We start from the raw sequence: 16,964 nt of genomic DNA, 5'->3' as shown, positions 1-16,964 counted from the left end.
TCCTGGATCCGAATGTGGACGCTTCGCTGCGCCCTATCAATGTTCTGACCTCAGTACGTCAGGCTCGCCGCGTTGATGAGGCCGATCACGACGTGCGTCGCGGCGAGGGCCACCGGTGCGGCCATCTCGCCGCCCTCGATCCTTACGCTGATGCGCGGGAAGACGAGGCGGAACAAGAAGAACGCGGCAAGCTGCACGAGGCCTGCCGCGATTCCCCAGAAGAGGAACTCGAACACGGTCACCGCCTGCGCGATCAGGTGCGCCATCGGCAGGGCGAAGCCGAGAAGGGCGCCCGAGAAGCTGACCGCGGCGGCGGCGTTGTTCGACTTGATGAGCTTCAGCTCCTCGTGCGGCGTCACCGCCGCGTAGAGCGCGGCGAACCCGCCCGTCAGGGCGAGCCCGACGATGAAGTAGACGAGGAAGGGCAGCAGCCCCTGTCCCAGGCTCGAAAGCCCCGTGCCGACGTCGAACATTCCGTATCCCCTCTTTTAGACCGTTACCTGATGGGGCCGAAGCCCCGTGCCGAGCATGCGCTCGAAGCTCGCCTCCTCGCCTTCGCCCATGACGAGGGCGAGGAGCAGCAGTTCGCCTTGCGCGGTGTCGCGGGCGTAGACCATGCACTCCTGCGGCAGGTTCCGGCCCGTCTGTCCGGTCTCGTCCTCGTAGACGAGCTCGGTGAAGCGCACCGGCGGCTGTTCGCGCGTGTCGTCGTCGTACCAAGTGCGCTCGAAGCGCTCCCCGTCGTGCTCGATGTGGGCGCGCGAGAGGCGGGCGGTCCAGTCCGACACGCTGGTACCGGAGGCGAGGTACTCCGACCCCGCCGGTACGTAGAAGGACCACTCGAGCGCATCGCCGCCGTCCTCGCTGTCGGTCAACGCCTGCAGCATGCGGTCTTCGTCGTCGTAGAACCGGTGAAGGTAGGTCGTCCCCGCATCGTCCTCCATCGCGATCAGGCCCTGGCCGGTGATGACGAGGTCGGGGGAGACGGGCTCGCCGAGCGCGCCTTCCATCGCCGCGAGCATGGAAGGGTCGAGGCGGACCGAGCGGCCGAGCGTGGCGGGGCCGACGATGGGAAGCGCGCGCTTGGGCGGCTCGCTGCCGAAGGAGCGAATGAGCTTGCCGAGGACCATCAGGCGACCCTCGAGCGGGCGACGTAGAAGACGACCGTGTCCACGGCGACATCCTGCTCGGGGCCGAAGCAAAGAGCAGGGGCGCCGCCGTCCTGCAGCGCGAGCAGCGTCGCGCCCTTGTCGCGGAGGAAGTCGGTAACGCGGGCGGCGGTCGTCGGCGCGCCGACCCGCTCGCCCTTGGTCGAGTAGAGGGCCCCGGCCTCGTCGGTGGCGGAGACGAGCGCCATCAGGACCGCGCTCGCGCCGGGGTCGCGCGCGGCGCGGACGACGAGTTCTTCGGACGGGGACGTCACGGTCTCCAGGTGCGGGCAGTGGTGGCGGGCGAGGGCGGCCGTGTCGCCGTCCTTGAAGTAGGCGACGGTATGCGCCTCCCCGTTCACCGCCGCCGAGGCCAGGCACGCCGCGAGCGTTACGTCGTCGCTATCCGCGTAGATGATGATCCGGTCGGCGCTTTCGAGGCCCGCTCGCTTCAGCGCGTCGGTGTCGGCCAGGCGCTCGGTCCGAACGAGCCGTACGTCCTCGGGCAGCTTCGCCTCGCTGGTCGAGACGACGACCATCTCCGCGTCGTCCGTGCCGCCGGCCGCGCCGTCGTCCGCGCGCAGCTCCGCGATCAGGCGCTTCGTCCGCCCCGGCTCGTAGCCGATCAGGACGGTGTGCCCTTCGAGCTGCCCGTGATCTCCGTACCCTTCCATCCGCCGCCTCCACGCCGCGCTGACCGTTCCTAGCACCTTCGCGAGCACCGTCGTGAAGAGCGCGATGCCGCCGACCATCAGCCAGAGGCCGGCGAACCACCGCGCCGCCGTGCCTTCGGGCGAAAGGTCGCCATAGCCGACCGTCGTGACCGTGGTGAGGTAGTAGTAGCCGAAGGCCTCGCCGGTCAGCGCCGTCTCGCCGAGAAGCCGCAGCACGAGCCAGGTGACGCCGATATGGACAGCCGCGGCCAGCGTCATGACCCAGCCATGCGCCTCGATCGTCGCGATCACGAGCCGTCTTAGGATGATCGGCAAGCCGCGTCCCCTCGATGTTCCCACTCCCTTGCTAATCTTGACAGGCGGTCACATCAACAACAGGTCGAACCTCGCGAGGGACGACGCGATAGAGGGAGTGCGATCCATGGGGTTCCTGTCCAAGCTGCTTACGGCGCTCAGAGGCGCGACCAACGAGGCGGGGCAGAAGGCGGTCGACGCCAACGCGATGCGCATCCTCGACCAGGAGCTTCGCGACGCCGAGGTCTCGAACGGCAAGGCGAAGGACCAGCTCGCCTCGATCATGGCGAAGAAGAAGTTGGCCGAGCAGAAGCTCGACGGCCTCCAAGCGGACTACGAACGCCGCATGGGACAGGTTCGCGCCGCGCTCGACAAGGGCGACGAAGACCTTGCCCGTGACGTCGCCAACGCCGTCAAGCAGATCGAGGAGCAAGGCCAGACCGAGCAAGAGGTCATCGCCACTTACGACCGGACGATCGAGGATCTGCGCGGCGCGATCCGCGACAACGACCGCACGATCGAGCAGCTCCGCCGCGAGGTCGACACGGTGAAGGCGAACGAAGCCCTCGTTAAGGCGCAGTCCGCCGCCTCCGTCAGCCATGGCGGCGCGAACTCGTCTTTGGGCAACGCGGCCGACAGCCTTCAGCGGATCAAGCAGCGCCAGGCGGAGACGCGCGCGAAGATCGAGGCCTCGCGCGACCTCGCGCAGCAGGGCGGCGACCTCGACGAACGCCTCGCCAAGGCAGGCATCACCGACCAGTCGTCCTCGACCGATGACATCCTGGCCCTGGCGAAGTCGGGCGAGCCGAAGAAGCTCGGCAGCTCCTGAGCCTTTCGCGGCGCGGCTCGCGTCCCCACATGCGCGATGATTCGAAGGAGCCGCCCTTGCGACGCCGTCTTGCCGCTTTGACCCTGCTGCCCTTCCTCGCCGCCTGCGGCGGGGACGACGAGGTCGGCGAGTTCAAGAACGACTTCCTCGGCAACGAGATCAAGGTCGAGGCGATGGCGGACCCGGACGTGGAGGGCGTCACCTGCCACATCACCTACTTCGACAGGGGCGTGCTCGACCGTGCGAAGAACGGCAACTGGTTCGAGGACCCGTCCAACAGTTCGATCGCCTGCCGTCAGACAGGTCCGATCGTCATCGGCGACATCGACATGGGCCGGGGCGGGGAGAGCGTCTTCTCGCAGAGCCGGTCGATCGTGCTGAAGTCGATCATCGTGCGGCGAATCTACGACCCGCAGGCGGACACGCTGATGTACATCGCTTACTCCCGTCGGCCCGTCGAAGGGTCGGCGAAGATGTCCCTGTCCACCGTCGCCCTTTACGGGCAGGACGTCACGTGGACGGGCGGAAAGCCGGAGGCCTCCTGATGCAGACCAACTCTCCCTTCTTCGACGGCATGGCGCGCGTCATCGCCGAGGCGGCGGGCGCCGCCGACGGCGTTCGGCGCGAGGCGGAGACGGTGCTTCACAGCCAGCTTCAGCGCTTCGTCGCCGACATGGAACTCGTCCCGCGCGAGGAGTTCGAGGCGGTCAAGGAGATGGCCGCCAAGGCGCTGGCGGAGGTCGAGCGGCTGTCCGCCGAGGTCGCCGAGCTGAAGGGCGGAGCGCCCGAGGGCGGCGAAGGGCGTTAAGGAAGCCTTAAGGTTTTCCACACGCCTTGGAAGGATGATTCACGCGCTGAGCGCGTGTGTTGCGCCGCAGACTCAACCTGTCCCGCTTCGGGAAAAATCTTTCGGTTCGGGGCGACTTCTACACAGACTGTCCGGTGCGGGTTGGCGACAACGGCAAATCAGGCCCCTATATCTTGTGTCCGGAGGGCGTTCGTCCCTTCGAGTCGCACAAGTCGCGCAACGATCAGGACCGCCCATGGCCTTCACCTCCGCCGAGTTCGAACTGGAAGCGATCGGCCCCCTCGATACGATCGAGCGGCTGGCGCTCACCTCCGACCTCGACGCCCAGCGCGTTGATGCCACCGAGCTGCACGTGAACATCACGGGGCTTTGGCGAGACGTGGCGGTCTGGTTCGCCTGGCGCGAGGAGGCGCAGGTCCTGCAGATCGGTGCGCCGCTCGAGATCAAGGTGCCCGCAGCGAAGCGGGCCGAGGTCTGCGCGCTCCTCGCCCTCGTCAACGAGCGGCTCTGGCTTGGCCACTTTGACCTGTGGGAGAGCGGCGGCGGCCTCATCTACCGCAACGGCGCGGTCCTGCCCGCGGGGCAGTCCATGGATCCGAGCCAGGCGGAGATCCTGCTGCGCGGCGCGGTAGAGGCGTTCGAGAAGTTCTACCCGGCCTTCAACTACGTCATGTGGGGCGGAAAGACCGCCGCCGAGGCGATCGAGGCCTGCGTGCTCGAGACCGTCGGAAACGCCTGATGTCCAGCGCTGGACCGGCAGGGTAGGGGGCCGTCACCGGCCCCCTTCTTTCGTCAACCGACGAAGGCCTTCTCGACCACGAACTCCGCCGGCTTGGCGTTCGAGCCCTCGGTCAGGCCGTGCTCCATCGTCAGAGCCTTGGTATCGGCGATCATTTCCTGACTGCCGCAGATCATCACCCGGTCGGTCTCGGGGTTGAGGCGCGGCACGCCGAGCTGCTCGAACAGCTGCCCGCTCGTGATCAGATCGGTGATCCGTCCCTTCGTCGCGTGGTCCTCGCGGGTGCACGACGATACGTAGCGCAGCTTCTCCGGTGCTTCCTCGCCGACGAGCGGATCCTCCGGCAGGCTGCCGATCACGTCGGCCGAGTACTGCAGTTCCGCGCCGAGGCGGCAGGTATGGGTGACGATGACCTCGTCGAACTTCTCATAGGTCTCGGGCTCGCGGACGAGGCTCGCGAAGGGCGCGAAGCCGGTGCCGGTCGAGAACATGTAGAGCCGCTTCGCAGGCGTCAGCGCGTCGAGCACGAGCGTGCCGGTCGGCTTGCGGCCCAGGATCAGCTCGTCGCCCGGCTCGATCTTCTGGAGCTTGGAGGTCAGGGGACCGTCCTCGACCTTGATCGAGAAGAACTCGAGCTCCTCGTCCCAGGCCGGCGAGGCGACGGAGTAGGCGCGCACGAGCGCCTTCTCACCCTCGGCGGGCTTCATACCGATCATGACGAACTCGCCCGACCGGAAACGGAAGGTCTGAGGCCGGGTGATCCGGAACTTGAACAAGCGGTCGGTGTAGTGGTCGACGGAGAGCACGCGCTCGGTCGTGAAGGCGCTGGACATCGGCAAGCCTTAGAGTCTTTGGAAAGGAGTCCGGCCTTATTTGGCCAAGCCGCCGCTTTGATCAACCCTCTGCGCGTTGCGGCGCACAATGCCTATATGTAAGGGGCGACCCACGGAGGGCCTCAATGCTGCTGAACATGCTCAAAGCGAAGATCCATGGCGCGACGCTGACCATGACCGATCTTCACTATGAAGGCTCGATCGCCATCGATCAGGACATACTGGACGCGGCCGGTATCCTTCCCCACGAGCACGTCGACATCTGGAACGTCACCAACGGCGCCCGCCTCGCGACTTACGCCATTCCGGGCGAGCGCGGCTCGGGGCAGTTCATGCTCAACGGCGCGGCCGCTCGGCTCGCCCATGCGGGCGACAAGGTCATCATCGCCGCCTTCGGCCAGGTCGATGCCTCCGAAGCCCGAAACTACCATCCGACGGTCGTGCTCATGAACGACGACAACACGATCAAGAAGATCGTCTGATCGGGCCGGGAGTTGCGCCTCGGGCAGAAGCGGTCAATCTAGCCGCCTGAGTTTCCCAAGGGCGATCATGAAGCTTCTTCCCCGTACCGCGTCGGTCCTGGCGCTCCTCACCGCTGCGGCCTGTGCGACCACGGGCGGAAACGACGCCGAGAGGCGGTTCAAGGCCGACCTGACGACCCTGGCGAGCGATGCGTATGAAGGCCGCGAGGCCGGGACTCGCGGTTACGACCTGGCCGTGGACTACGTCGTCGCGCAGTTCCGCCAGATGGGCGTCGAACCCGCAGGCGAGGACGGCTACCTCCAGGACGTCCCGCTTCGCAGAGCCTATCGCGGCGCGCCCGGCACGGCCTTGGCGACGTTCGAGGGGCCGGACGAAGACCTGACCCTGACAGACCGCGAGGACTTCCTGCTCGACGCGCCGTCGTTGTCGGACCCGGGCGCCGAAGACGCCATCGCGACGGCCGAGGGCGGCGTGGTCTTCGCAGGCTACGGCATCGACGCACCGTCCCTCGGCATCGACAGCTATGCCGGGATCGACGCGGCCGGGAAGGTCGTCCTCCTGCTGCAGGGCGCCCCTGACGGCCTGCCGTCGGAAGAGGCGGCGCACTTCCAATCGACGACCACCAAGATCGCCGCCGCCGCCGCCCGCGGGGCGAGCGCCGTCCTCGTTCTCGGCAGCGCGGCGGAGGAGACGCCGGAGATGCGCGCCCGTATGGCCCGCTACGCCGACATGCCCGCCAACACCTTCGCCGGGCGCGACGCCGGTCACGAGGACGTCGTCACCGGTCACTTGTCCGGAAGCGCGGCGATGCGCCTCTTCGAGGCGGCGGGCGAGGACCTCGATGCGGCGGCGACGCCCGATGAGGCGGGCCGGATCGCGGCCATCGACCTTGGCGGCACGATGACCCTCCGTGCCGAGGGTCGGTTCGAGAACTACACCGCACCGAACGTCGTCGGCATGATCGAAGGGTCCGACCCCGAGCTGAAGGGCGAGTACGTCGTCCTCTCCGCGCACCTCGACCACGTCGGCATCGACGATGGCGAGCACGCGAAGGGCGCGGATGTCATCCACAACGGCGCGATGGACAACGCCTCGGGCATCGCAACCATGCTGGAGGCGGCCCGCCGCTTCACGACGGACGAGGAGCGTCCGCGCCGCTCGGTCCTCTTCGTCGCCGTCACAGCGGAGGAGAAGGGGCTCTTGGGCTCGGAGTACTTCGCGTCCAACCCGACCGTGCCCCAAGGCGCGATGGTCGCCGACGTGAACCTCGACATGCCCATCCTGATGCACGACTTCACCGACGTCATCGCCTTCGGCGCGCAGCACTCGACCTTGCAAGACATCGTCGCGGAGGCGGCCGAGGGTATGGACGTGACCCTGGCGCCCGACCCTGTGCCCGAGATGGTCCTCTTCGTACGCTCGGACCACTACAGCTTCGTCAAGGAAGGGGTGCCCTCGGTCTTCCTGTTCCTCGGCTTCTCGAACGGCGGCGAGCAGAGCTTCCGCAACTTCATGAGCACGCACTACCACCAGGTGTCGGACTCACCGAGGCTGCCGATCCGCTACGACGTCGGCGCGCGCTTCGCGGAGCTGAACTACCGGATCGCCAAGGCGATCGCGAACGCCGACGAACGGCCCGAATGGAACCGGGGCGACTTCTTCGGCGATCTCTATGCGGGTGACGAAGCGGCCGTCGGGGCGGACTGAACTCAACCGAGCCGAACGATCCTCCAGCCGAAGGGTTCGAGCGGCCCTTCGGCGGAGGCGTCCAGAACCTCGCCTTCGGGCAGTTCGGGCGCGATCTCGACGTCGGCCAGGCGGAATACCGCTTCGACCGCCTCGCCATCGTGCTCGCGGCGCAGACGTAGCAAGCCCAGCGCATCGTCGGCGTCCAAGACCGTCATCGCGCCGTAGCGCAGGGCGGGCGTCTCTTGGCGGAGGCGCAACAACCGCCGCCAGGCGTTCAGGACGCTCGCTTCGTCTCCGTCCTGCGTCGCCACGTTCAGCCGGGCGACCTCTTCCTTCACCGGCAGCCACGGCGTGCCGCCCGTCGTGAAGCCGGCCATCGGCGTCCCGTCCCAAGGGAAGGGGTGCCGTATGGGATCGCGCCCCCCGCCCATCGGCCAGAAAGCGATGCCTTGCGGGTCCTTGAGCTCTTCATAGGCGTAATCGGCGTCGGGCAGGCCGAGTTCCTCGCCTTGGAAGAACGAGATCTGACCATCGAGGCAGGTCAGGATCGCGCAGCCGAGCTTCGACACCTTCGCCTTCAACTCGTCGTCGGCCCCCTGCGGCGCCCAGCGCGACACCATCCGGCTCGCATCGTGGTTCGTCACGGCCCAGACGAGGCTGCGCAGGCTGGACTCCCGCTCCACGCTCTCCGCGATCCGTGCGAAGTTGGACGGCAGCAGGGACGAGGCCATGAAGTCGGGCGTGTAGGCCGCGTTGAATTCCTTCCCGCCCGTGTACCGGCCGAGGCTGCGATAGGCGTCCCAGCGGACGTCGATCTCCGAGAAGGTGAAGGTGCAGCCGGCGCATTCGACCTGGTCCTGGAGTCCCGCGACGAACTTTGCGACCGGCTCGCCGTTGCAGTCATGGACGTGCTTTTGCCAGGCGAAGGGGTTGAAGCGCCCAACCGGCGTCACTTCGTCGTCGTCCGGATCGGCGGGCGGATTGTCCCGCAACCCTTCGTCGGCATAGTACTCGGCGACCGCGTCGAAGCGCAGGCCGTCGACGCCCCGGTCGAGCCACTTGTCCACGAACTTCAGCCGCGCCTCGACGACGTCGGGGTTCGACAGGTTCAGCGCCGGTTGGCTCGGCAGGTATTGGTGACGATAGTACTGCTCGCGGACCGGACACCAGGTCCACTGGGGCGCCCCGTACCGGTTCAGCCAGTTGTTCGGCACCGTTCCGTCCGGCTTCGGGTCCACCCATTGATACCAGTCCGCCTTCGGGTTCGTCCGGTCGAGGCGGCTCTCCTTGAACCAGAAGTGCTGATCGGAGGTGTGGTTCAGAACGGCGTCGATGATGACCTTCATGCCGAGTTCGTGGGCCCGTTCCACGAGCGCGACGAGGTCGTCCATCGTGCCGAAGCGCGGGTCGACGTGGCAGTGCCGGGTGATGTCGTAGCCGAAGTCCTTGTCCGGCGAAGGGTAGAATGGCGACAGCCAGACCGCGTCGACGCCGAGGCCGGCCACGTAGTCGAGCTTCCGCGTGATGCCCGGAAGGTCGCCCAGCCCGCTGCCCGTCGTGTCGAGGAAGCTGCGCGGGTAGATCTGATAGATGGCCGCGCCATGCCACCAGGGGCGGCCCGCGCCGCCCCCGTCGCTCTTCTGCCCCATGCCCCGTCGCTCCTAGATGTCGAGCCCGATCACCGCGCCGCCGTCGACGCGATAGTTCGATCCGGTGACGAAGCTTGCGAGTTCGGAACAGAGGAACGCGATGACGGCGCCGACCTCGTCGGGTTGGCCCCGGCGGTCGAGCACGAGGTAGGGGCGTTCCTCCTTGAGAAAGGACTGTACCGCCTCGTCGAAGCTGGAATCCTGCTCCTTCATCCGTTTCTCCATCATGCCGTCGGTCATGTTGGTTTCGATGAAGGCGGGCGCGACGGAGTTCACGAGCACGCCCTTGCTCGCGACCGTCTGACTGACGCCCTTGATGAAGGAGAGGACGCCGACCTTGGCCATGTTGTAGACGACCTCGTCCGGATAGGACTGCGCCGCGTTCTCGGACGTCACGAAGACCGCTCGGCCCCAGCCGCGCTCGCCCATGGGAGGGATGAAGGTCTTCGCCATGCGGACGGCGGACATGAAGTCGACCTGGAAGGCCTCGCTCCAGTCCTCTTCCTTCATCTGCAGCGGATCGCCCTTGGCGCCTGTGATGCCGGCCGCATGAACCAGGATGTCGACGTCGCCGTCGATCGCCGCCAGCACCTTGTCCGCGCCGTCCTGGGTGGAAAGGTCCGCTTCGATGACCGCTTCGACGTCGCCGAGCTGGTCCTGGGCCACCTCGAGATCGTCTTTCTTGAGGTCCGTCAGCACCACCTTCACGCCCTCCGCGAGGAGGAACCGTGCCGCCGCCATGCCGATGTCGCCCGCGCCGCCGGAGATGACCGCCCTGCGGCCGCTGATCCCGAGGTCCATGTTCAATCCGTTCGTCTGTCGAGCCGCTCGGCCCATGCCGGGCAGGACATGGCGCTCGGGGGGATCTTGGCGAGTCGCGGCCCCTGCGACCGATCGCGGCGGTTCAGACTCGCGTTGCCTGCCCCTCGGGCATCGGCCAAACTGGCCGAAAACAACGTGAGTCAGGGAAGGAAGCGCCATGCAGGGCTTGATGATGAACGACCCGTTGCTGGTCACGGGCATTCTCAAGCATGCCCTTCGCAACCATGCGGACCAGGAGATCGTGACCCGGCTCGTGGAAGGCAGCATCCACCGTTACACCTATGCAGAGTTCGGGCGCAGGGTCGCGAAGCTGGCTCATGCGCTTACCCGCATGGGCGTGAAGCCCGGCGACCGGGTCGGGGTGATGGGGTGGAACACGCACCGGCAGCTCGAGCTCTACTACGCCGTGGCCGGGCTCGGTGCCGTCTGCCACACGATCAATCCCAAGCTCGGTCCCCAGAACGCGGGCTTCGTCATGGGGCATGGCGGGGACCGCTTCGTCTTCTTCGACATGACCTTCGCTCCGCTCGTCCTCGGGATCGCGCCCTACCTGCCGATGGTGGAAGGCGTCGTCGCCATGACGACGGCGGAGGAGGCGGCGAAGCTGCCCGGGGAGGTTCCCGACTACGAGACGCTGATCGCAGGCGAGGACGACGTCTTCGATTGGCCGAGCTTCGACGAGAATACGGCCTGCGCGCTCTGCTACACCTCGGGCACGACAGGCCAGCCCAAGGGCGTTCTCTACTCCCACCGCGCGCTCGTCCTGCACACCTTCGCCTCCCTGCTGCCGACCTCGATCGGGGCGGCGGCGGACGACGTGATCCTGCCCGTCGTGCCGATGTTCCACGTCAACGCCTGGGGCATTCCGTACTCGGCGCTCCTCGTCGGCATGAAGCTGGTGCTGCCGGGCCCCGGTATGGACGGCGCGAGCCTGCACGAGCTGATCGCGAAGGAGCGCGTGACCTACGCCGTCGGCGTACCGACGGTTTGGCTGAACCTGCTGGCTTACGTGAACGAGAACGGTTTGGACTTCGGCGCGCTGAAATACACGCTGGTCGGCGGCGCCGCGCTCTCCCGCAAGATCATCGAGGGCTACGAGGCCTACGGCGTCCGTACGCGTCAGGGATGGGGCATGACGGAGATGTCGCCCATCGGCACGACGAACTACGAGGAAGAGGGCTTCCACGACCTGCCGACCGAAGAGCGCATGAAGCGTCAGCTACGCCAGGGCAAGGCGCTCCCCTTCGTCGACATGCGGGTCGTGGACGAGGCCGGCTCGCCGCTTCCTTGGGACGGCGAGACCGACGGGAACCTGCACGTGCGTGGCCCTTGGGTCGTCGAGCGCTACTATCGCGAGGACGAGACGGCGACGACGGAGGATGGCTGGTTCGACACCGGCGACGTCGCCGTCATTCACCCCGACGGCCGGATGCAGATCACCGACCGCGCGAAGGACGTGATCAAGTCGGGTGGCGAGTGGATCTCGACGATCGAGATCGAGGACGTCGCGCTGCGCCATCCGAGCGTCTGCCAGGCGGCCGCGATCGGCATGCCGCACCCGAAGTGGCAGGAGCGACCGCTCCTGATCGTGCAGGCGGCGCCGGGTGCCGAGATGGATACGGCGGCCGTAAAGGCCTTCGTCAACGAGAAGCTGCCCCGGATCTCGCGGGTCGACGATGTCCAGGTGGTCGACGAGATCCCCCTGGGCGCGACGGGCAAGGTCCTGAAGACCGAGCTCCGCAAGCGCTTCGAAGGCTACGTCCTGCCGGAAGACGAGGGGGCCTTGGACCGCGATGCGCCGCTGGAGTCGGTCGCGGGCGATACGAAAAAGAAGGGCATCACTGACCTTTTCCGCCGAAGATAGAGTCGAGGCCCCTGGAGATCGGGTCGGCCTCCTCTTCCTCTTCTTCCTCGGTCTCGTCCGTCTCCTCCTCCGGCGCTTGCGCGTCCGGATCCTCGGTTGCTGGCCGCCCGCGTCCGAGGATGCGGCCGACCTCGTCGCGGGCGCGGTTGGTGACGCCCTCGCGCACGGTCTCACCCTCGCCGAGGTTGATGCCTTGCCCGCCGAGCACGTTGCGTAGCGCGCCGCTCGCCGCGGCCTGCGCCAGCGGCTGCGCGTCGACGCCGATCTTCGGGTTCGAGAAGGTGCCGGAGACGAGGATGGGGGCGGGCAGGGTCCGCCGCGTATCGGACTGAGGACCAGCGACGCTGGGCTGCAACGTCATCCTCATGCTCTGCTCGGGCAGGTTCACCGTGCCGTCGCCCGTGACCTCGTAATAGGGTCCATCGAGTGCGATCTGCCTCGACGTCGCGATGCCGTCCGCGATGCCGAGATCGACCACCAAGGAGGCGAAGTCGGTCTGCTCCGCAGGTCCGCGCGCCTCGGTCGCGACGGTGTTCAGCGAGGAGGCGATGTTCGCGACGTTGAGGCCGCCGCCCTGAAGTTGGTCGACGACGCCGAACGCGGCCCGGCCGATCTTGCCGAGGTTCACGCCCTGGATCGCGCCGTTGGCGAGGCTCGCCGTCACCGTCCCGTCGAGACCGCGAACGAAGTCGGCCTGGCTGTTGCCGGCGGTGGTGAGGTCGAGGGCGACGTCGCCGGAACCGCTGAGGCGCGAGGTGTTCATCACCTCCGTCGCGAGCTGCTGTGCGTCGACGCCGGAGAGGTTGAACTGCGCGGCGACGGTGGGCGTCTGCCCCCGGGCGTTCACCGTCAGCGCCCCGGTCCCGGAGCCGCTGTAGAGGCCCATGCGTTCGAGCCGCATCGTCATCAGACCGTTCTCCAGCGTCAGGCGCGCCGCGCTCTGTCCGACCCGGATCGTCGGCAGGACGATGGCATCGGCAGAGAAGGAGAGGTCGGCGTCCGCCGTCCGGAGGGCCGAGAGGTCGATCGGTTCCTCGGACCAGGGCGGGAAGCCCGCGCCTTCCGCCGGTTCCTCCGCCGGCGCCTCGGGCAGGTAGGGCCGAAGGTCGAGGACGCCCGTCTGCACCGCGCCCGTCGCGGCGGGCCGCTCCCCTGACAGGTCGACGGTCAGGTTGCCCGTCCCCTCGATGGCGTCGAATTGCAGCTGCGTCCCCTCCGCGAAGGTCACGCGCTCGGGCGTTCCGTTCACCTCGCCGGAAAGGGCGAGCCGCTCGAAGCCGGGACCGGCGGGCGGCTCCGTCCCCGCGAGCGCCATCAGGTCGCGCAGTTGCGGCACGGCGACGGCCAGTTGCCCGCCGAAGGCGAGGCCCTCGGACAGGCGGACCTGCGCGTCGACCGTGTTCTCGCCGACCTTCGCTTGCAATCCAATGTCGGCGGCGCCCTGCTCGGCGAGGCTCCTCGGGCTCGTCACCTCCGCTTCGAAGCTCGCGGGACGGCCTTCGAGGGTCATCGTGCCGTCTGCCTCCAGCGTATCGTCGAGGCTCGGCAGCTTCAGCGTGATGTCCGCGTCCGTCGCCGCGTAGGTCCGCCCGGTGCCGCCGTCATAGCTGATCGCGCCGTCATTGATGTTCACCGTGCCGAGCCGAAGATCGGGGAGGGGGCCTTGCTCCTGCGCCTCGGTCTGCTGCGTCAGCGTCCAGTTCGCCTCGCCCTCGGGCGTCGCCTGGAGGTGGATGTCGGGCGCGTCGAGGTCGAAGCGCGTGATCTCGATGCGCTTCGACAGGAGCGGCAACAGCTTCACGCCGATGTTCGCCTCGCCGACCTGCAGGAGGTAGGGCGCATCGAAGCCCTCGGCGTTCGCGACGGTCAGGCCGCGTACCTGGAGCGACGTTCGCGGGAAGATGCTGATGTCCGGCGCGCCGTCGATCGTCACTTGTCGGCCGAGCGCCTCCGATGCGCGGGTCTCGATCTGTGCCTCGAGCGTGTCCTTGGGGATCAGCATCGGCGCGACCAGGGCCGCGACGATCAGGAGAGCGACGAGGACGCCGAGCCCGACCAGAATCTTCTTCATCGCTTGGTCCTTCCCATGCGCGCGGCCTTGGCGGCGGCGATCAACTCCTCGGCGATCGCCTCGGCATCGTCAGGATCGAAGTCGAGCGGTACGTCGATGCGGTCGGAAAAGACGTAGATGCGGACCATGCCTTGATCGGTCGGCCCGATCGTCAGGTCCGCTCCTTCGTCGCTCTGCGTGTTCAGGCCCATGGCGTTTCGTCCCGAGTCATGAGAGGCGAGGATAGGTCGCTTGGCGCTCGCGCACAGCCGAGTTCGGCAGTGGCGTCAATGGTGCTGCTCTACGGCCATACCGGGCGGAACAGCCGGAGAACATTTTTCCAGAACCCGCGTGATTACTCGCGTTCCGAACTTGCAGAATGAGAACAAACGAGGTACATGAGATTCCGGTTGACGGAAGACAGAAGCCCCTCAGGTTAGGACGCGGTATGGCGCAGAATCTCAAAGTTGTGGACGGCGGAATGGACAAGGCGAAGGCGCTCGAGGCGGCGCTGTCACAGATCGACAAAGCGTTCGGCAAGGGCTCCGTGATGAAGCTCGGCTCGGCCGAGAACATCGTGCAGATCGAGTCGATCTCGACGGGGTCGCTCGGCCTCGACATCGCGCTCGGCATCGGCGGCCTGCCCAAGGGCCGGATCGTCGAGATCTACGGGCCGGAGAGCTCGGGCAAGACGACGCTGGCGCTGCACGCCATCGCCGAGTGCCAGAAGAAGGGCGGCACGGCCGCCTTCATCGACGCCGAGCATGCGCTCGATCCGACCTATGCCAACAAGCTGGGCGTGAACCTCGAAGAGCTGCTGATCAGCCAGCCCGACACGGGCGAGCAGTCGCTCGAGATCGCGGACACGCTCGTGCGCTCGGGCGCGATCGACGTCCTCGTCATCGACTCGGTCGCGGCGCTCACCCCCCGCGCCGAGCTCGAAGGGGACATGGGCGACTCGCTGCCCGGCCTTCAGGCGCGTCTGATGTCGCAAGCGCTTCGCAAGCTGACGGGCTCGATCGCGCGCTCGAACTGCCTCGTCATCTTCATCAACCAGATCCGGATGAAGATCGGCGTCATGTTCGGCAGCCCCGAGACGACGACGGGCGGCAACGCGCTCAAGTTCTACGCCTCGGTCCGCCTCGACATCCGTAGGATCGGTGCGATCAAGCAGCGCGACGAGGTCGTGGGCAACCAGACCCGCGTGAAGGTGGTCAAGAACAAGGTTTCGCCGCCCTTCAAGCAGGTCGAGTTCGACATCATGTACGGCCAGGGCATCTCCAAGACCGGCGAGCTTCTGGACCTCGGCGTCCTCGCCAACGTGGTCGAGAAGTCGGGCGCCTGGTACTCCTACAACTCGGAGCGGATCGGCCAGGGCCGCGAGAACGCGAAGCAGTTCCTCGCCGACAACCAAGACATCGCGAACCAGATCGAAGCGGCCGTCCGCAAGAATGCGGGTCTCATCGCCGACGACATGCTGGTGGGCCCCGACGCTCAGGACGACGCGGCCGAAGCATAAGTCCGGCGGCAGGCCAGAACCGAAACGCCGCCCTCCGGGGCGGCGTTTTCGCGTTCAGCGCCCGCGCATCTTGAGGAGGCGGGTAACGAGCCAGATCGGGAGCACGACGACGGCGCCCGTCGCGATCAGGCCGAGGACGAGCGCGATGCCGTCCGTGCCGAAGTCGAAGACGTTGCGAACCCCCTCGACCGCGGCCCGCCATAGGCTCTGCCAGAGCTCGACCGGGTTCACCCCGAGAAGGGCGAGCAGAAAGCCGACGACCAGGCAGGCGACGATCAGCTTGATCAACGTCACCACCGTTCCCCTGACGGCGTGCGAGCGGCGAGGCGCGGCGTAGCGCGACCGGTCGCTCGGCGGGGGCGGGGCTTGCGTCTCGTAGGTCTCGCTCATCCTTGGAAGGTAAGCGCGGCCACGGCCCGGCGCTAGCCTGCCGCGCCGAGGCGGCCCGTCTGCGCTCGGTGCCGCAGCGCCTGATCGGCAAGCACGCAAGCCACCATCGCCTCGGCGACCGGCACGCCCCTGATGCCGACGCAGGGGTCGTGGCGGCCCTTCGTGACGACTTCGGTCTCGGTCCCGTCCGCCTTCACCGTGCGTCGCGGCGTCAGGATCGACGAGGTCGGCTTGATCGCGACGCGGGCGACGAGGTCCTGACCGGTGCTGATCCCGCCCATCACCCCGCCGGCATGGTTGGAGAGGAACGAAGGGCCGCCGTCCCCGCTGCGCATCTCGTCGGCGTTCGCCGTGCCCGAAAGCCGCGCGGCCGCCATGCCTTCGCCGATCTCGACGCCCTTGGCCGCGTTGATCGACATCAGGGCACCCGCGAGCTCCGCGTCGAGCTTACCGTAGACCGGCGCGCCGAGCCCGGCAGGCAGGCCGGACGCCGTGATCTCGATCAGCGCGCCGAGCGAGTCGCCGGACTTGCGGGCCGAGTCGAGCAGGCCTTCCCAATCCTGCGCCGCCAGGGGATCCGGGCACCAGAACGGGTTGTCCGCCGCCGTGTCCCAATCGACCCGCGACCGGTCGATCTCGTGCGGGCCCATGGCGACGAGGCCGCCCCGGATGCGGACGGCGCCGTCATAAAGGTGGTCGAGAACCGCGCTCGCGACGGCGCCCGCAGCGACCCGGCAGGCCGTTTCCCGCGCGCTCGATCGGCCGCCGCCCCGGTAGTCCCGCAGGCCGTACTTCGCGTCGTAGGCGTAGTCGGCATGGCCGGGCCGGTAGGTGTCGCGGATCTCGGCGTAGTCCCGGCTGCGCTGATCGGTGTTCTCGATCAGGAGGGCAATCGGCGTACCCGTCGTGCGGGGGCCGTCCGTGCGCTCGTCCTCGAAGACGCCGGACAGGACGCGCACCGCGTCGGCCTCCTGCCGCTGCGTGACGAAGCGCGACGTGCCGGGCCGCCGCCGATCGAGCGCGGCCTGAATCGTCTCGGTGGGCAGGGGCACCCCCGGCGGGCAGCCGTCGACGACGCAGCCGATGGCCGGACCGTGGCTCTCGCCGAAGGTCGTGACGCGGAACAGGTGCCCGAAGGTGTTGTGAGACATGATCCCTCCTTGCGGGCCTCAG

At 67.6% G+C, this 16,964-nt stretch carries 18 protein-coding genes; 8 read left to right on the top strand and 10 right to left on the bottom strand.

Annotated elements, in window-relative coordinates:
- Positions 1-50 precede the first annotated feature (50 nt).
- Genes GGQ59_RS11385 through GGQ59_RS11375 form a run of 3 tightly spaced genes read right to left on the bottom strand, consistent with a single transcriptional unit; the run spans position 51 to position 2,137 of the window.
- A complete protein-coding gene (locus GGQ59_RS11385) occupies positions 51-473 on the bottom strand; it encodes a DUF350 domain-containing protein (RefSeq protein ID WP_183818686.1) in 423 nt (140 codons plus the stop codon).
- A 15-nt stretch (positions 474-488) separates the two neighbouring features.
- Positions 489-1,130: a DUF2491 family protein gene (locus tag GGQ59_RS11380; protein ID WP_183818684.1), complete on the bottom strand. Its 642-nt coding sequence runs from the start codon at positions 1,128-1,130 to the stop codon at positions 489-491.
- Positions 1,130-2,137, bottom strand: a complete 1,008-nt coding sequence (locus GGQ59_RS11375; protein WP_183818682.1) for an ion channel — start codon at positions 2,135-2,137, stop codon at positions 1,130-1,132. Before GGQ59_RS11375 ends, GGQ59_RS11380 begins: the two co-directional genes overlap by 1 nt.
- Before the next feature lie 106 nt (positions 2,138-2,243).
- On the opposite strand from GGQ59_RS11375, the gene GGQ59_RS11370 reads away from it, so the two are divergent.
- The 4 genes from GGQ59_RS11370 to GGQ59_RS11355 all read left to right on the top strand — a co-directional run bounded on the left by GGQ59_RS11370 (position 2,244) and on the right by GGQ59_RS11355 (position 4,492).
- Complete coding sequence (locus GGQ59_RS11370; protein ID WP_183818680.1) at positions 2,244-2,945, top strand: PspA/IM30 family protein; 702 nt, start codon at positions 2,244-2,246, stop codon at positions 2,943-2,945.
- A 56-nt stretch (positions 2,946-3,001) separates the two neighbouring features.
- Positions 3,002-3,490: a CreA family protein gene (locus tag GGQ59_RS11365; RefSeq protein ID WP_246408767.1), complete on the top strand. Its 489-nt coding sequence runs from the start codon at positions 3,002-3,004 to the stop codon at positions 3,488-3,490.
- A complete protein-coding gene (locus GGQ59_RS11360; RefSeq protein ID WP_183819054.1) occupies positions 3,487-3,753 on the top strand; it encodes an accessory factor UbiK family protein in 267 nt (88 codons plus the stop codon). Before GGQ59_RS11365 ends, GGQ59_RS11360 begins: the two co-directional genes overlap by 4 nt.
- Positions 3,754-3,988: 235 nt before the next feature.
- Complete coding sequence (locus GGQ59_RS11355; RefSeq protein WP_183818676.1) at positions 3,989-4,492, top strand: type III secretion system chaperone family protein; 504 nt, start codon at positions 3,989-3,991, stop codon at positions 4,490-4,492.
- Positions 4,493-4,545: 53 nt separating this feature from the next.
- Here the strand turns inward: GGQ59_RS11355 and GGQ59_RS11350 are convergent, their stop codons facing one another.
- Positions 4,546-5,325, bottom strand: a complete 780-nt coding sequence (locus GGQ59_RS11350) for a ferredoxin--NADP reductase (RefSeq protein ID WP_183818674.1) — start codon at positions 5,323-5,325, stop codon at positions 4,546-4,548.
- Between the two features lie 125 nt (positions 5,326-5,450).
- Here GGQ59_RS11350 and panD point away from each other — a divergent pair, with 125 nt between their 5' ends.
- Both panD and GGQ59_RS11340 read left to right on the top strand, forming a co-directional pair.
- Complete coding sequence (gene panD, locus GGQ59_RS11345) at positions 5,451-5,807, top strand: aspartate 1-decarboxylase (RefSeq protein ID WP_183818672.1); 357 nt, start codon at positions 5,451-5,453, stop codon at positions 5,805-5,807.
- A 67-nt stretch (positions 5,808-5,874) separates the two neighbouring features.
- Positions 5,875-7,515: a M20/M25/M40 family metallo-hydrolase gene (locus GGQ59_RS11340; protein WP_183818670.1), complete on the top strand. Its 1,641-nt coding sequence runs from the start codon at positions 5,875-5,877 to the stop codon at positions 7,513-7,515.
- Between the two features lie 2 nt (positions 7,516-7,517).
- On the opposite strand, the gene GGQ59_RS11335 is transcribed toward GGQ59_RS11340, so the two are convergent.
- Positions 7,518-9,146, bottom strand: a complete 1,629-nt coding sequence (locus GGQ59_RS11335) for an alpha-amylase family glycosyl hydrolase (RefSeq protein ID WP_183818668.1) — start codon at positions 9,144-9,146, stop codon at positions 7,518-7,520.
- Between the two features lie 12 nt (positions 9,147-9,158).
- Positions 9,159-9,947, bottom strand: coding sequence for an SDR family NAD(P)-dependent oxidoreductase (locus tag GGQ59_RS11330; protein ID WP_183818666.1), 789 nt, complete (start codon positions 9,945-9,947; stop codon positions 9,159-9,161).
- 178 nt (positions 9,948-10,125) lie between these two features.
- Here GGQ59_RS11330 and GGQ59_RS11325 point away from each other — a divergent pair, with 178 nt between their 5' ends.
- Positions 10,126-11,832, top strand: a complete 1,707-nt coding sequence (locus GGQ59_RS11325; protein WP_183818664.1) for a long-chain-fatty-acid--CoA ligase — start codon at positions 10,126-10,128, stop codon at positions 11,830-11,832.
- Here GGQ59_RS11325 and GGQ59_RS11320 read toward each other — a convergent pair.
- A complete protein-coding gene (locus tag GGQ59_RS11320) occupies positions 11,807-13,903 on the bottom strand; it encodes an AsmA family protein (RefSeq protein WP_183818662.1) in 2,097 nt (698 codons plus the stop codon). The two genes, GGQ59_RS11325 and GGQ59_RS11320, sit on opposite strands and share 26 nt — an antisense overlap.
- Complete coding sequence (locus GGQ59_RS11315; RefSeq protein WP_183818660.1) at positions 13,900-14,094, bottom strand: DUF6324 family protein; 195 nt, start codon at positions 14,092-14,094, stop codon at positions 13,900-13,902. Before GGQ59_RS11315 ends, GGQ59_RS11320 begins: the two co-directional genes overlap by 4 nt.
- A gap of 236 nt (positions 14,095-14,330) precedes the next feature.
- On the opposite strand from GGQ59_RS11315, the gene recA reads away from it, so the two are divergent.
- A complete protein-coding gene (gene recA / locus GGQ59_RS11310; RefSeq protein ID WP_183818658.1) occupies positions 14,331-15,401 on the top strand; it encodes a recombinase RecA in 1,071 nt (356 codons plus the stop codon).
- 54 nt (positions 15,402-15,455) lie between these two features.
- On the opposite strand, the gene GGQ59_RS11305 is transcribed toward recA, so the two are convergent.
- The gene (locus tag GGQ59_RS11305; RefSeq protein WP_183818655.1) at positions 15,456-15,791 is read right to left on the bottom strand and encodes a DUF6460 domain-containing protein; all 336 of its coding nucleotides are present in this window, start codon (positions 15,789-15,791) and stop codon (positions 15,456-15,458) included.
- 32 nt (positions 15,792-15,823) lie between these two features.
- Positions 15,824-16,942, bottom strand: a complete 1,119-nt coding sequence (gene aroC, locus GGQ59_RS11300) for a chorismate synthase (RefSeq protein WP_183818653.1) — start codon at positions 16,940-16,942, stop codon at positions 15,824-15,826.
- Positions 16,943-16,964 lie beyond the last annotated feature (22 nt).

Source organism: Parvularcula dongshanensis, from assembly GCF_014199615.1.
GTDB lineage: Bacteria > Pseudomonadota > Alphaproteobacteria > Caulobacterales > Parvularculaceae > Parvularcula > Parvularcula dongshanensis.
The sequence above is the reverse complement of the archived record's forward strand: the minus strand, read 5'-3'. Positions and strand labels throughout refer to the sequence as shown.